The organism is Bacillus sp. FSL K6-2839 (assembly GCF_038003365.1).
Taxonomy (GTDB): Bacteria; Bacillota; Bacilli; order Bacillales; family Bacillaceae; genus Bacillus.
In genome coordinates this window covers 1,209,750-1,224,808 of sequence record NZ_JBBOOZ010000001.1, presented here as the reverse complement: position 1 = coordinate 1,224,808, position 15,059 = coordinate 1,209,750, and the positions used below count along the sequence as shown (strand labels likewise).

Below are 15,059 nucleotides of genomic sequence, written 5' to 3'. Positions count from 1 at the left end.
ATAAAAATATTGATCGTTCATCTTAAAACAATATGAAACATTTGGTAATATATATATATTCTGTATGAAAGAGGTGTCTATTTTGATCAATGAATCGATCCTGCAGCGTCTGCAAGATACAACCACCGATATTAGGAAATTATTAGAACAACATCAAATTCCCGGCTGTTCCATTTGTATTTCACATGAAGATGAGCACATTTGGTCGTGGCATGAGGGCCTCGCTGATATTGAAAGCGGCACCCCTATTACAAAAGACACAACCTTTCGAATTGGTTCTGTGACTAAGCCTTTTACTGCAATGGTCATGATGAAAATGCGAGAGGATGGATTGATTCAACTCGATGAACCCATTCATACTTACGAACCATTACTTTCTTTCATAAGAAGTCACTTGTCTGAATCAATTCCACTCACTTTCCGAATGATTGCCTCTCATATCTCAGGCCTGCCCAAAGCACTCGACAAAGCAGCTCATTTACGAGATATGACTCTAGCTCAGTGTATTGAAATACTCACTATTTTCACACCGCCTTGGTCTATCATCAATTATTCCAGTCTTGGTTACTCTATATTAAGTAAAGTGCTAGAAAAGGTGAGTCATCAGCCATATAGAGAATTAGTGCATACCCACATACTAAAACCGCTCGATTTGAAGCAAACTGGATTTATTGAAACAGCATCCACAGCCAAAGGGTATACAGTTTCTTCCTCAGGCCTGTCTGACGTATCCTATCCAAGTGCTGAAACACCATCTTGGGAGGACGGTTCAAGCGGACTAATCTCCACAGCAGATGATCTGATTCAATTCATTCAAGCTCAATACGGTGGAAACAGCCTGCTTCCTCAGCATTCGCTAAAAGAAATGCAAAGCCCCGTTATGGTTGAAGAAGATTTCAGCAGAGGTGTTGGTCTTTCATGGTTTTTGAGACCTTTTAACGGCTTCACCTTAGCTGAACATAGCGGAGAAATTAAAGGGTTCACCTCCTATATTGGATTCATTCCAAAGCGAAAATTAGGTGTTTGCATTCTAATGAACTCTGACGAAAGGCTCGCACGGCCAATTGCCGAAATGCTCTTTCAAATTTTGCTGCCAGCAGATCACGAGCAAATGAAAAAACGTGAAGACCGGCTCAAACGAATGTTTAGACAATCGTCTCTTTAAATCGAACTGACTTTTTTGTTTAACAGATCTGGAATTGCTTCTTGCAGGTGACGCGGATCACCCTCTAAATAAAAGCATGGCATGTTAAACAAGTGATGGATAAGCTCAGATGCCTTTTGCTTGAGAAAGGTATCTGACACATGTCGAAGTCCGAGCCAGCCTTTTAAATAGTCGGGATCTTCTGGTTCTCTTATATTTGCTGCCATAATTTCTTTTGCTCTTTGATCATCCTTTTTTACCGGCACAAGCCTAATCTCACCTGAACCTATTTTAAGTGAGGGGAAAATCACCATATCTACTTTCGTAGAGCTTCTAATCGTTGTTCCTGTCATTTCAGCAGCTTCTTTTGGTGTAATTTCAAACTTACAGCCGCTGGCCCATTTTTCTTTTGCCTCTTCCTCTGTTGATATGGTTTCATCCCATATTCTTTTATCTTGAGACCGGCTGAATTTTTTGTTTTTCAGTTCCTGTATATTTGTTGTGGCTTGGACAGTTCCTACTCCAAGCGCCAAGCACATCGGCCATCCATACACAGTAAGTTCCTGATCTTCAAGCACTGAAATGGAACGATCGTTTGTGATAAAATCTGCTCCTCCATGATGCAAAAACTGCCACATAGTGGTTGACTTGCCCGCACCTTTATCGCCGATAATGAGCGCTCCTTTTTGGCCATCTTCAAAAGAGACAGCTGCTGCATGCGTAAAGCATCCACCTTGATTTTCTAATGTTCTAAGGGCAATTTCTCGAACGATTCGCAGTGGACAGCGTATCGCAGACTCATTTTTGTTTTTTCCAATCACAGCATAACGCCCTTTATTGACCGCCACACTGTGCGGCTCGTCACCTTCATGTGAGGCAAATAATACTTGATCGTCTAATTTTAATCGTTTATAAGTAAACTTCCTTTTTGCTGTAATGGTTTCACCCTTTTGAAAGCAAGCACTGCGAACAGACTGTTCGACCTCCGGATCAATGATAAATCGTATTTCAATCTGTGAAGGTATCCCCCCCTCGCGGCGATCCAATTCTTTTGGGATATAATGTTCAATATCTTCAATCGCCAGCGATTCCATTGAAAGAATATTAAAATGGATACCTGCAAACACAAATGATTTTTCATAAGGAAAATCGTTCTTTGGCTTTTCAAAAAGCGCTTTTATATCCATATAGAATCCTCCTCTTCAATTTGCTATTGCCTTTCAGGAAATAGCTGTATGGCTGGTTCCTCTTCAAGCTCATCGCGATTATCCAAGCTGAAAAAACGTTCAATAAAGGATTTTTTCCATATTTTCAAAGAACCGAAATCATTCTCTCCATAGGCTTCTAAGAATGATTGGTCACTCATGTCTAGCTGCTTCAATTGGTCAATATAGTTCGTTTGATACAATAAATCTAGAAACGTAAACGTGTAAAAAAGTGCTTTCTCGGCCCCTAATTCCTTCGCTCTTTCTTGCAAAGCATGCCAATCAAGCTGATTTTGCTCTTCAGCAAACATGACGTACTCCCTTACATCACAAAACTTGATCAAATTAAGATCTGCATGTAAGTAGACATACTGTACATTTGTTGCCTCCTTGTATAGATGGAAGGCAAGATGGATAAGAAAATCTAACGGCTTAAGCAAATAGACATCTGTTTGAAAAAAGGACTTTTCTTCAGCAGCATCCAGCAAGGCATTTGTTGCTTCGTAGTTTTTTTTCAGCTCAACATCATAAGAAAAATCGACTCGGTGTACCTTCAAAAAATCTTCTCCGCTCCGTTTAATATGTGAATAAAGATTCCCGGCATTCATTCTCCACATCATTTCTTCTTCTCTGGCAATCGGTATTTCCTGATCGGCAGCCCAGTCATATTTCCCGATGATAAACCCTTCCTTCTTGAGCAATGAAGAGGCACTCTTTCGATCATCTGGATGAATTAAGAAGTCAAGGTCTGACATCATTCGCAGTCCATAATCTTTGTACACAAGCGGGGTTAAAATGGCACCTTTTAGGGGAACCGCTTTCAGCTTTGCATTTCGGAATGTTTGTAAAAGACGCTTGAATTCTTTGAATCTCTCCATATTTTTTTGACGATTCCCTATATAGTGATAGTGAAGCAAAAATTTGTATGTTGTCGTAATGTTTTTTTCATCGTCAAGGCGAATCAAATGAGGCGTAATCAGTTGAAGCACCTTATGTCTTGATGCCAGTCCAATTAATTTAGGCATATCGATGCCATCTTTCAATAGAGCTCTAATAGACTCTTCTTCTTGTTCATTTAATTGAATACGTGAGCTAAGTAATAACAGCCTCTGCTCGTTTGAGAGAGTAGATTGATCCAAAACAGCCCGCATGTTTGACTACTCCTTCCCGTAAAACGATTGAAATCTAGTAATAAATCGAGAACGCTTCCCTTTTCGATTGACTGGCATGTCCAAATCATCAGTTAGTGTATGAAACAATTGATCTGCCTCATATGCTTTTTCACTGTCATATTCAATTTCCAGTTCATAATCTGTGATGCCAAGATAGCTGCTTTGGTCCAAATCCACTTTGATGCCTTTCTCAATGTAAAAGGTTGTTCGTTCAGTGACCAATAGCCCTAACAATTCTGGCTGTTGAGTGATTGTAATAGGTAAAGACGTCATGATGTTCTGTACATCTAGTTTTTGCGGTAACTCCTCAATAGGTAATGACGTTTCTTCTCTTACTCTTTTATAGCCAGACGTTTGACTGGGGCGTTTGATTTCAAGTGTTAGTTTGCCGCTGATTTGACGGATACGTACGGTATAACCAAATCGTTTCAATAAAAAATCTGGTGTGTCGTAATAGTAATTGAAATTAAGTACATAAGTAGGTGTATGACTTTGAATTAACATGTCGTATATGTACTGAAAATCTGTTTGTGACAACAAATATTTATACTCCTGCTCAACCATAACTCACCTCCAAAAAGTCTTACACGACAATGTCAGATTGTTCAAGAAGCTCTTGAATGAGGACAGTGCCTTTCTCTAAAGAAGTAAATGCCTGCTTTAATGAATAACAAGGCACCTTTTCCGCTAGTGCGTTAAGAAATGGTTCTAGCTCTTCAGGTGTCGGCAATGTGAAATACGGTAATAAGAATTCATTATGTCTTCCAGGATTAATGACTGCATGCTGCTTCAAACGTTCCGCTGCTTCCTGCGGAGTCATTTTCGAAAGTTCTGCACCAGTTTGCCCGTGAGGTAAAAATTCAGGAAACACAATCACATCGATTTTCCCCATTGTTTTGACTTCACGTGAAAACCATTTTTCTAACTCTTCTGGATATACAAAATGATAGTTTTTATCATCCTCGTTAAATGGATGACTCGATGTTTGGAGTCTGTATGGGGTACCAAGCTTTTCAATGGCTTCAAACGAATCTTTCCGAATACTCATAGATCTCGGCCAGCCAGTTCCTGTGTACTCGGTGTTCGTACATGAAACACCTATATCATCGTTTGTAATATAACGGGCCTCGGTTAATGATAACATGGATAAGATGGTGGACGTTTTCCCCGCCCTTGATCCCCCTACTAGGGCAATCCCCTTTTGATTCATCTCCATCATGCCCCCATGCAAATAGATGAGTCCATCCTGATAACACAAAAGGCGAAGCAAAACTCTTATTAACCGGAGTGCATGCTGGGCTGCCCATCTGACATCTTTTGGTTCATCTATCACAATCACTTTTTTCTCTCCGTGATACAGGTAGCGGCAGCGGGGTTCCATCTTCGTTTGGTAAAAGACTTCTTCAAGCGGTACTTCTTTTTGAATTTCTTGTGCATATTTACTGGTTAAAATCGTCCAAACGTCTCCTTCATGTCTTTCGGTTATTTTTCTGCAATCAATATAGGGATGCACTTTACTTATGACTAAATTCTGAATTGATTCATCTGCACCTAATACCACACGAACATCCTTTTTTTGATAGCTTACATATGACAATGAATGCCACCCCTTATGATAGATTTATAAAAACAATTGCATTTTTTTCCTTAATCAACCAAAATGTAACATATATCAATCTCTTAGAAAGGAGCCGCGACATGAATGAACTGACAATAACTGAAGTTGAAGAAAAAATTGTCCAACTTGTAATGAATAAGTTATCGCTCAATGAGCAGCCAAGTCGGGATGATAGTTTAAAAGCTTTAGGACTAAATTCTGTCCAAATCGTCTCTTTTGTTATTTCATTAGAGGACACCTTTCATATTGCCTTTGAAGACGAAGAATTACATCCGGACCACTTCCGCACCTTAGATCGACTCTTCACTTTGGTTAAAAACAAACTGACTAAGACGCTGTAATCACCTGCGCCATAAATAAAGAGCGGTAATGCGAGGAGGCTTCCATCAGCTCCTCATGTGTACCGCAGCTTTGAACAGCACCGCCTTCAAGTACATAGATCATATCTGCATTTTGTATGGTCGATAATCTGTGCGCAATAACAAGCAGGGTGCCGCCCCCTTTGGCATCGTCTATCCCTTTTTGAACCTTCCTTTCTGTCTGCCGATCAAGCGCGGAGGTCGCCTCATCTAATATAAGTAAATCAGCCTGTTTTAAAAGCGCTCTGGCGATAGCTAAGCGCTGTCTTTGTCCTCCTGATAGGGAAATTCCCCTCTCTCCAATGACTGTGTCAAAACCTTTTTCAAGCCCTTTGATGAAGGAAAGAATTTGTGCAACTTCACAAGCCTGTTCAAGTTGTTCTTCGGTAATATCATTTAATCCCATGATTAAATTCAGGCGTATAGTGTCTGGGAAAAAATAGGGCTCTTGCGGGACAACGGCTATTCGCTTTAATAAATGAGATGGCTTTATCTCTGATAGATCAACCCCATTCACTAAAATTCCCCCGCTATCCGGCCGGTAAAGTCCAAGTGTGAGCTTTGAGATCGTCGATTTCCCGCTGCCGCTCGCTCCAACAATAGCCACTTTCCTTCCCTTTGGAATATGAAGATTCAAGCAGTCTAAAGCCCCTTTAGATGTTTGTTCATAAGAAAAGCAAACATCTTCAAACACCACGTCTTCTACAGCATCTATTCGTTTTGTTCCTTTTTCTTCGTTTTCCATTTGTAGCACTTCTGCGATTCGATGAACGGATGCACGCTGTTGGAAAAATTCAAATACATACTGGAATAACTCCTGATAACTCTTCATTAATTGAGATGCATATTGGTAAATGACGACAAATAAACCGATTGACATGTTTCCTGCTGCTACTTGATATGTGCCAAACACTAGAACTGATAGTATTCCAAACCATTTCAATGGTTCTGTTAAAAAAAGAAGCTTATTTTGAAACTTACCTTCCTTCATGACACGATCCATCATTTTGTTAAATAGCTTTTCATACAAACCGATTTCCCACTTGCGTCGATCAAATGCGACAACTTCCCTTGTAGAAGAAATTCCTTCTTCTACATGCACGAATAGGTCTGATTTTCTCTCCTGCACATCTTTTGCTATGTTTGTTGCCGTTTTCGCCATTTTTTTACCGACAATGAAATAACAAGTGCTTGCAAAGAGAAGCAAGAAAAATAAGACAGAACTCACAGATAGTAAAATGATAGATAAAACAACGGCCATAAAAATCGTTTGTACAATTTTCGGTATATGTAAAGCAGCCGTGACAGCAACTGTCTTTACATCTTGATTAAGCTTGTGTAAATAAAAACTAACTGGGTGAGTTTTATATGATCTCATGGATACCTGCTGAAGCTGATCTAACATCTTTTTCTGCAATGAATGATGGATGATCAGATAGTTTTTATGCATCACATATGGGCTGGCAACAAACATTACAACATATACGAGAAATATAATGGCAAACAGCATCAAGATCTGGGAGAAATGTTGACTGTCACCACTATTCAAAAGAACATCGTCAATGAGCCACTTTTGCAGTCCTATCATGGCTAAATTAGCTGCTGCTTCAATCAAAACGAGTAAAAGAGCAAGGATGAGCATCCATTTTTGCCTTGTGATCAAAAGAAACAGCCAATTTTTTCTCATGTTACACCTGCCTCCTTTTCTGAGCGGTCAGACGCCAATTGATAAAAATGCCCCTTTTTCCTCATCAATTCATTAAATTGTCCAGCTTCTAACACACAACCATCTTCTATAAAGATAATTCTGTCAAAATGTCTTACCGTTGATAAACGATGAGCAACTGCAATGACAGTAGACTCCTTAAATGTTTGGTGTAATGCCTGCTGGACTTTTTGCTCACTGACATTGTCAAGAGATGCTGTGGCTTCGTCGAGTAATACAACACTTGGATTCTTAGCAAATAGCCTGGCAATAGCTATTTTTTGTTTTTGCCCGCCAGAAAGTTTTAATCCCCTTTCCCCGAGTATGGTGTCGTATCCATCTTCTAATTCTCTAATAAATGAATCACAATCTGCTTTTTTTGCGGCTTCAATGATCTGTTGATCTGAAAGACTTGTATCTCCAAAACGAATATTGTCCTTTACACTCATATTAAATAAGAACGTTTCTTGAAAAACAAACCCCATCGCATCTCTTATTTGACTAGTAGGTAAACGGCGCAAATCAACTCCATTCATTGTAATCATCCCGGATGAGGGATCATAAAAGCGTCCAATTAGCTTAAGAAGCGATGTTTTCCCTCCGCCGCTCGTACCGACCAGAGCTACTTTTTCACCCTGCCGAATATGTAGATTCATCCCTTTTAATAAAGGAGGATGCATTGGATAATGAAAATCGACGTCATGAAACACGATATCGCCTTCTACATGATCAAGGTGCACCGGCTGCTGAGGCTCTCTAATATCAGGTGTTTTTTTCATAAAATGATATAAAGGTTCAATTTGAAAGGTTAATATCCGTTGTTCTGTTAAAAGTGTGACAATGGAAGTAAGCATATGCATCGCTGAAAAATAATATAGTATATATGCCACAAAACCACCTGTCGTTAGCTGTCCAGTCTTTACAAGATGGATACCGATACCAAAAGTGGCAAGAGCGCCAATATAATAAGTCAGCCTGCGATTGCTTCCTCGTAAATAGGCGAAAAAAACATTTTTCTCATGATCTTGGCGCACTTTTTCATGCAGTGTTTGAATCCGTTCCATATCCCATTTCATATAGCCTAAAATTCTAAGCTCTTCCATCGAAGCAAGACTTTCATATAATTTTGTTTGTAGCGTGCGAAAACCTTCCGCACTTTGTCTACCGTAAATAGTTGCCTTTTTTTCAAGCCATGGTCCAAAGACATAGTAGAGAATAAAACTTGGAATGATGATGAATGTGAGTAAGATAGAAATGTTTATCATAAAGTAAAGTGAGATGGCGATAAATAATATCTGATTGATAAATTGTGGGAAGTATCGTCTGTAAATTTCTTGTACAGCTCGTGTCTGTGTGTTAACAAAGGAGAGTGTTTCACTAACAGAATGTTGTTCGTAGTATGAGAAACCAAGTTGACGGATTTGCTGGAAGGCAGCAAATTGTGAATCTCTTGAGGCTTGTTCAATTAATTTTCTTTGCCATAAATTTCTTGCGGCTGTCAGTATAATACCAAGTACAATTAAGCCAGTCAGTCCTAACAATAAACCATTCATTTTTGAAAAGTCTTTTGCTGGCAAAATGGTCTCAATAAAATATTGAATAAATTTAGGTATAATGAGCTCGCTCAAGGTAATAACGAAACCACTTATAATGACTAGAATCACTTTACCTGTATAAGGCTTTAAGAATGAAAGTGTCCATAAATAAACACGCCATAACTGCTTTGAATCCTTGTCGATTTGTTTCAATCCACCACCAGCCTTTTGCTCTTTTCCAACAAAAAACGGAATTTTTTTACATCTTTTTCGATCCTTGTTTGGATTATATAAAATGTTTTTAATCATGACAATGTGTAATTTGTATCATTATAACAAAAAAGACAGCGACTTCCATCACTGCCTAATCGTCCTATATTTCACTGTTATCTAGTGATACGCGCATACCACTGAGGCTCTATTTGATCAAAATAATCATGATCTTTTAGCACATTTTCTAGTCTTTCAATCATCTCATCCATTTGACCCGGATCGAATTTAATAACCCACATAATCGATGAAAAGATACTCATTGCGACATAAACAGAGTAAAGCAGCCAAAAATCATCTGGAATGTTCCCATCAAAATATCCATTGATTTGACCAGCCGAAAAGGCTTCACTTGTTTCTCTGCTGAAAAGAGCTACTTTATAAAAATCGTGAATGGGATCTCCCCAATCAAAATTGTTAAAATCAATGACACCTGCATATTTATTATTGTTTACTATAATGTTCCCTAAATGAAAATCATCGTGCTGAAATTGATTAGGTCTACCTTTCACAATATCTAAGTGCTTTGCTATAAACTGAGCCGCTTTTTCATCACCTTCAAGGGAGATGCCGCTTTCCCGATAAGCAGCTAAATATCGATGATGCTTTTTAATGACACGATCTTCCCAAGGTTCGATGTGTGAAGGTGCCGGATATCTATGCATATTTCGTAAATCCTGACCTGCACCTACCCCGATAGCATACTGCTTTTCTTCAGTTAACTGACTCATGATTTCTTTTGCTTCCTGGCCTTCTATAAACGATAAAATATAGTACACTTGCTGTTTTGCTTCTAGTACACCGAGGTTCACTGGATCAGCACACTGAACACCGTGACGTCTTAATTCATATAGCAGCTCAAACTGCGTCTTTATTTTGTCATACTGGTCTTGATCTGAGAATCGAAGGACATAATTTTCGCCTGATACGGTAGTCATGACCCATTTTTCATCCCGAGAATACCCTTTATTAATCTGGTCTATGCTGACCGCTTCTTTTAATAAGGGAATGTGCTGCATAAGGTCTGTTTTTTTCATGGATTGATTCATCCTTCCCAGTCTCTTTTCTTCTCACTCTACCAAATATTTCATTTGAATAGAATGATCAACAATTCCTATTTATGTCGAAACTGCTTTACAATGTTTTTCCATTCTAATATAGTTAATTTATGTAAATGATAGAAAATTTGTAAAAGGGAGCGTTGCAGATGAATGAAACGACGGATGTCCTTTCACTTTCAAGTCAAGTAAAAGATTTGGTTCTGCGTTCTTTGGAAGATAGCAGCAAGATTTCTATTGGTGCAGATGAAGAATTAACAAATCACGGTCTCGATTCAATTAAGGCAGTTTCACTCATTTTGGAATTAGAAGAGGTTTTTGATATCCAATTTGCAGATGAGGAGTTACTGACAGAGCACTTTTCGACAATCAACAAAATTGTTCATCAGCTGCAAAACAAGTTAGCTGATTAATCTTTTTTGCATGAAAAAAAGGCATCTCTTTAAAAGACATGCCTTTTTTGTTTAAGCAGAAGGTACATCACCCGTCGGACTAATAAGCGAGAGCGCATAATCTTCTGTGAAGATTCGTTTTGATAAGTTATTCACGCCGTCTAATGTGACGTGGTTGATTTCGTCAATAATTTCATCGAGTGTACGATGTTTGCCAAGGAGCAGTTCATTTTTACCGTTTCGGCTCATCTTGCTGTTTGTGCTTTCAAGGCTGAGCATGAGGTTCCCTTTCATTTGCTCCTTAGAGTTTTCAAGCTCTTTTTGCGTGATTCCCTCACGTTTTAAGACGTCTAATGTTTGTAAGATGGTTTCAGAGAGCAGGTTTAACTGCTTCGCTCCAGTCCCGCCATAAATCGTCAGCATGCCGTTATCTGCAAATGAACTGTGATAGCTGAAAACGGAATAAGCGAGTCCTTTGTCTTCTCTTACATCCTGGAACAAGCGGCTGCTCATGCTTCCGCCAAGAACATTGTTTAAGACGATTAAGTCGTAGATGCCTTTATCTCCAGCTGGGAGGCCATTAAAGCCCATGCATAGATGCGCTTGCTCTGTTTCCTTTTTGCGTGTGAGCTTGTCATAGTGAAATTGCGGCGCTTCTAAAGGCTGTTTTTTTCCTTTCGTTTCATACGAACCGAACAACTTTTCAACCTCTCGAATGAAGGTGTCATCCACATTCCCTGCAACAGAGATGACGACGCGGTCCGGCGTGTAGAATTCATCCATATAAGCTCTAAGAGAGTCACCGTTAAAAGTAGAAAGTGTTTCTTCTGTTCCTAAAATCGGGAACCCTAAAGAATGATCACCATAAATCGCTTTGCTCAACAGATCATGAACGATATCATCAGGTGTATCCTCATACATTTTGATTTCTTCATAGACTACATTTTTTTCTTTTTTCAGCTCTTCTTCATCAAAAGCGGAGTGGAAGAACATGTCGCTTAATACATCGAGGGCGTAGCCAGCATGTGAATCAAGCACCTTTGCATAGTAGCAAGTGTATTCTTTTGACGTAAAGGCATTCACTTGACCACCAATGCGGTCAAAGGATTCTGCGATATCACGTGCAGATCTCGTCTTTGTCCCTTTAAAGAACATATGCTCCAGAAAGTGTGAGATTCCATTAATTTCTGGTGTCTCATGTCTAGAACCAGTTCCAATCCAGACGCCAATTGCGACAGATCTTACAGTGGGATTGTTTTCAAGTACAATTCTTACTCCGTTTTGGCATGTATACGTTTTGACCAAGTTTTGCTCCTCCTATTCAACAAACAGATCGGATCACGGATGTCTTTTTTCACTTAGGAGGTCTGAAACCGTTCCTAATTCATATCCTCTTTCCTTGATTTGAGTGATAAGTGCGTCAAGACTTTTCGCCGTCGAATCTGTTGGATGCATTAATATCATCGCCCCATTGTGAATTTTCCCAAGCACCCGTTTTTGTAATATGTCTGGTGACGGTTTTTGCCAGTCAATGGTGTCTACCGTCCACATAATGGTTTCCATTCCTTCTTCAGCAGCGAGTTTCACTGTTTCTTCTTTAAAGCTGCCGCTAGGAGGGGCGAACCACTTCGGTTTTTTTCCAAGGGATTCTTCAATTTGACGATTCGTTTTGGTAATCTGCTCTAATGCTCGTTCTCTTGTCAGTGTGCGCATATCCGGGTGATTGTATGAATGGTTTCCAATTTCATGACCATCTGCCACGATTTTTTTAGCAAGATCCGTGCTTTTTTTCACCCATTTGCCCTCTAAGAAAAAGGTCGCCTTGACCCGATGCTTTTCCAGTGTCTTTAACATCTTGATTAAATGCTCGTCACCCCAAGCCACGTTGATGAGGAAAGCATTCATTTTTTTATCTGGATGTCCCTTGTAAATGGGCTCAGCACCAAGTTCGTGTAAATGAATAGAAGGTTTTGTTTCATTGAAAACAAGCAGCTTTTCATCAAATGACCCTTGTTTTTTCATTTTTTCATAAGAGGCATCGATATTGACTGTCTGTCCATTTAGACCAGGCATCTTTTTCCACACTTTATCAATCTTAGCATTTTGCGCCTTCACTTCATAGTCAGAAGACTTCGATTCAATCTCTTGATATAAAATATCTTTTGAAACAGATGCAACCTCAGCATGTTCTTTCATTGATTCAATATATGTAACAGCAGCCGGCTGCTTCATCGTTTGATATGACACGAGCAGTAAAAATACAAACACAATGAATGGTAACGTTTTTTTCAATGGCTGTCCCTCCCCTTTACCACAAATTATGATGGGGAGAAACAAGCTAGAACTATTGTTAACGCAAGAAAAGAAAGAAGCCTGGTACGGATACCTGGCTTCTAGCACATTTCATTAAGACTGTTTTTCTTCTTTTTCCTTTTCTTCACGTAAAACAGCTTTGCGAGAAAGGTTCACACGGCCTTGTTTATCGATTTCAGTGACTTTGACAAGTAATTCATCGCCAATCTTCACGACATCTTCTACTTTGCCTACACGGTCAAGCGCAAGCTCAGAAATATGAACAAGTCCATCTTTGCCGCTGAAGATTTCAAGGAAAGCACCGAATTTTTCAATGCGTTTTACTTTACCTAAGTAAAGTTGCCCCACTTCAACTTCTCTCACAAGATCTTCAATGACTTTCTTCGCTTTTTGGTTCATGTCTTCTTCTGTAGAAGAGATAAAGATTGTACCATCTTGTTCAATATCGATTTTCACACCGGTATCTTCAATGATTTTATTGATTTGTTTACCGCTTGGTCCAATGACATCACGAATTTTATCAGGATTGATCTTCATCGTTAAGATTTTTGGTGCATAACGAGACAATTCTCCTCTAGAAGCAGGAATCGTTGACAGCATGCTTTCTAAGATTTCCATTCTTCCTTTTTTCGCTTGTTGGAGAGCTTCTTCTAAGATGTCTTTTGATAGACCATCGATTTTGATATCCATTTGAAGCGCTGTTACACCTTTTGATGTACCTGCAACTTTAAAGTCCATATCGCCAAGTGCATCTTCCATTCCTTGAATGTCTGTCAGCACTGTGTAGTATTCACCAGATTTCACAAGCCCCATTGCAATCCCTGCAACTGGTGCTTTAATTGGAACACCCGCATCCATCATCGCAAGTGTGCTTGCGCAAATACTTGCTTGTGAAGTAGATCCGTTTGATTCCAATACCTCAGAGACAAGGCGAACCGTATAAGGGAAATCTTTTTCAGATGGGATCACTGGTTCTAATGCCCGTTCACCTAGCGCACCATGTCCGATTTCACGACGGCCTGGGCCACGCATTGGACCTGTCTCACCAACACTGAATTGCGGGAAGTTGTAATGGTGCATGAAGCGTTTCGATTCTTCAACGCCTAGACCGTCAAGAATTTGCACATCGCCAAGTGCACCTAATGTACAAATACTGAGCGCCTGTGTTTGTCCTCTTGTAAATAGACCTGAACCGTGCGTTCTTGGCAGAAGTCCTACTTCTGAAGAAAGTGGACGGATTTGATCTACACCGCGTCCATCTGGACGTACTTTCTCTTCAGTGATCAGACGACGAACTTCGTTTTTGACAAGCTTGTTTAATACATCCTTCGCTTGTTTAATCGTCGCTTCGTCGCGATCTTCTTCTTCAAATTTCTCAACCACAGCTTTTTTCACAGCACTGATTGCATCCTCACGTGCATGCTTCTCATGTACTTGAATCGCTTTCAGCAGGTCTGTTTCAGCAAGTGCTTTTACTTCGTCTGCTAACGTTTGGTCTACTTCATATAAAGGAATATCGATTTTTGCTTTACCGACTGCCTTGACAATTTCCTCTTGGAATTCGATTAAGCGTTTGATCTCTTGATGACCATACATGATGGCTTCAAGCATTGTTTCTTCTGGTACTTCATCAGCACCAGCTTCGACCATGTTGATCGCATCTTTTGTTCCAGCGACTACAAGGTTGATGTCACTTTGTTCAAGCTGCTCTACATTTGGATTGATGATCAGCTTTCCATCAACTCGTCCTACTGTAACGCCGGCGATTGGTCCCTCAAATGGAATGTCAGACACACATAATGCTAAAGATGAGCCAAACATTGCAGCCATTTCAGATGAACAATCTTGATCCACACTCATGACGATACTAATGACTTGTACTTCGTTTCTAAATCCATCTGCAAATAATGGACGGATTGGTCTGTCAATTAAGCGGCTCGCAAGGATCGCTTTTTCACTTGGACGGCCTTCTCTTTTAATGAAGCCTCCAGGAATTTTACCTACTGCGTATAATCTTTCTTCGTAGTTCACAGTGAGCGGGAAAAAATCAAGTGGTTTTGGTTCTTTAGAAGCTGTTGCTGAGCTAAGCACAGCTGTATCTCCGTAGCGTACGAGGACCGCTCCGTTTGCTTGCTTTGCAAGCTGGCCAGTTTCAACTGTCAGTTGACGTCCAGCCCAGTCTATGGTGAAGACATGTTTCTCTTGTCCCATTCTGAGAAAAACTCCTCTCTTATCTTGAAATTTTAGTTAATTCTTATTATGAACAAAATGATTTTCACATATCAATG

Annotated in this window: 13 protein-coding genes; 3 read left to right on the top strand and 10 right to left on the bottom strand. The window is 39.7% G+C overall.

Annotated features, from left to right (window positions below; all coding sequences use genetic code 11):
* The first annotated feature begins 82 nt into the window (after nt 1-82).
* Nucleotides 83-1,165, top strand: a complete 1,083-nt coding sequence (locus MHH26_RS05950; RefSeq protein WP_189318237.1) for a serine hydrolase domain-containing protein — start codon at nt 83-85, stop codon at nt 1,163-1,165.
* Here the strand turns inward: MHH26_RS05950 and MHH26_RS05945 are convergent.
* From MHH26_RS05945 to MHH26_RS05930, 4 genes are read right to left on the bottom strand one after another with little or no spacing between them, the layout of a single operon-like run.
* Complete coding sequence (locus tag MHH26_RS05945) at nt 1,162-2,331, bottom strand: hypothetical protein (protein WP_334749142.1); 1,170 nt, start codon at nt 2,329-2,331, stop codon at nt 1,162-1,164. The genes MHH26_RS05950 and MHH26_RS05945 overlap by 4 nt on opposite strands.
* Nucleotides 2,332-2,354: 23 nt before the next feature.
* Nucleotides 2,355-3,500: a nucleotidyltransferase domain-containing protein gene (locus MHH26_RS05940; protein WP_106030873.1), complete on the bottom strand. Its 1,146-nt coding sequence runs from the start codon at nt 3,498-3,500 to the stop codon at nt 2,355-2,357.
* A 6-nt stretch (nt 3,501-3,506) separates the two neighbouring features.
* On the bottom strand, nt 3,507-4,085 hold the full coding sequence (locus MHH26_RS05935) for a CYTH domain-containing protein (RefSeq protein ID WP_340972724.1): 579 nt from the start codon (nt 4,083-4,085) through the stop codon (nt 3,507-3,509).
* 19 nt (nt 4,086-4,104) lie between these two features.
* Nucleotides 4,105-5,118, bottom strand: a complete 1,014-nt coding sequence (locus MHH26_RS05930) for a hypothetical protein (RefSeq protein WP_340972723.1) — start codon at nt 5,116-5,118, stop codon at nt 4,105-4,107.
* 101 nt (nt 5,119-5,219) lie between these two features.
* Here MHH26_RS05930 and MHH26_RS05925 point away from each other — a divergent pair, with 101 nt between their 5' ends.
* Nucleotides 5,220-5,480: an acyl carrier protein gene (locus MHH26_RS05925; protein WP_189318235.1), complete on the top strand. Its 261-nt coding sequence runs from the start codon at nt 5,220-5,222 to the stop codon at nt 5,478-5,480.
* Here MHH26_RS05925 and MHH26_RS05920 read toward each other — a convergent pair.
* The 3 genes from MHH26_RS05920 to MHH26_RS05910 form a co-directional block, all read right to left on the bottom strand.
* A complete protein-coding gene (locus tag MHH26_RS05920; RefSeq protein ID WP_340972720.1) occupies nt 5,467-7,185 on the bottom strand; it encodes an ABC transporter ATP-binding protein in 1,719 nt (572 codons plus the stop codon). The two genes, MHH26_RS05925 and MHH26_RS05920, sit on opposite strands and share 14 nt — an antisense overlap.
* On the bottom strand, nt 7,182-8,951 hold the full coding sequence (locus MHH26_RS05915; protein WP_334749135.1) for an ABC transporter ATP-binding protein: 1,770 nt from the start codon (nt 8,949-8,951) through the stop codon (nt 7,182-7,184). Before MHH26_RS05915 ends, MHH26_RS05920 begins: the two co-directional genes overlap by 4 nt.
* Before the next feature lie 173 nt (nt 8,952-9,124).
* Entirely contained in the window at nt 9,125-10,045 is a 921-nt protein-coding gene (locus tag MHH26_RS05910) for an aminoglycoside phosphotransferase family protein (protein WP_334749134.1), read from the bottom strand.
* 170 nt (nt 10,046-10,215) lie between these two features.
* Here MHH26_RS05910 and MHH26_RS05905 point away from each other — a divergent pair, with 170 nt between their 5' ends.
* On the top strand, nt 10,216-10,479 hold the full coding sequence (locus MHH26_RS05905; RefSeq protein ID WP_334749133.1) for an acyl carrier protein: 264 nt from the start codon (nt 10,216-10,218) through the stop codon (nt 10,477-10,479).
* A gap of 51 nt (nt 10,480-10,530) precedes the next feature.
* Here the strand turns inward: MHH26_RS05905 and MHH26_RS05900 are convergent, their stop codons facing one another.
* From MHH26_RS05900 to pnp, 3 genes are all read right to left on the bottom strand, one after another.
* Nucleotides 10,531-11,763 (bottom strand): M16 family metallopeptidase, encoded by a 1,233-nt coding sequence (locus MHH26_RS05900; RefSeq protein ID WP_106030866.1) that lies wholly within the window; start codon nt 11,761-11,763, stop codon nt 10,531-10,533.
* Nucleotides 11,764-11,796: 33 nt separating this feature from the next.
* On the bottom strand, nt 11,797-12,750 hold the full coding sequence (locus MHH26_RS05895) for a polysaccharide deacetylase family protein (protein WP_427847058.1): 954 nt from the start codon (nt 12,748-12,750) through the stop codon (nt 11,797-11,799).
* A gap of 114 nt (nt 12,751-12,864) precedes the next feature.
* Nucleotides 12,865-14,982, bottom strand: a complete 2,118-nt coding sequence (gene pnp, locus MHH26_RS05890; RefSeq protein ID WP_034662272.1) for a polyribonucleotide nucleotidyltransferase — start codon at nt 14,980-14,982, stop codon at nt 12,865-12,867.
* Nucleotides 14,983-15,059 lie beyond the last annotated feature (77 nt).

Excerpts from the sequence above, each read along its gene's own strand:
- pnp (WP_034662272.1), bottom strand. The coding sequence starts at position 14,982 with ATGGGACAAGAGAAACATGTCTTCACCATAGACTGGGCTGGACGTCAA.
- MHH26_RS05905 (WP_334749133.1), top strand. The coding sequence starts at position 10,216 with ATGAATGAAACGACGGATGTCCTTTCACTTTCAAGTCAAGTAAAAGAT.
- MHH26_RS05940 (WP_106030873.1), bottom strand. The coding sequence starts at position 3,500 with ATGCGGGCTGTTTTGGATCAATCTACTCTCTCAAACGAGCAGAGGCTG.
- MHH26_RS05925 (WP_189318235.1), top strand. The coding sequence starts at position 5,220 with ATGAATGAACTGACAATAACTGAAGTTGAAGAAAAAATTGTCCAACTT.
- MHH26_RS05920 (WP_340972720.1), bottom strand. The coding sequence starts at position 7,185 with ATGAGAAAAAATTGGCTGTTTCTTTTGATCACAAGGCAAAAATGGATG.
- MHH26_RS05910 (WP_334749134.1), bottom strand. The coding sequence starts at position 10,045 with ATGAAAAAAACAGACCTTATGCAGCACATTCCCTTATTAAAAGAAGCG.
- MHH26_RS05935 (WP_340972724.1), bottom strand. The coding sequence starts at position 4,085 with ATGGTTGAGCAGGAGTATAAATATTTGTTGTCACAAACAGATTTTCAG.
- MHH26_RS05945 (WP_334749142.1), bottom strand. The coding sequence starts at position 2,331 with ATGGATATAAAAGCGCTTTTTGAAAAGCCAAAGAACGATTTTCCTTAT.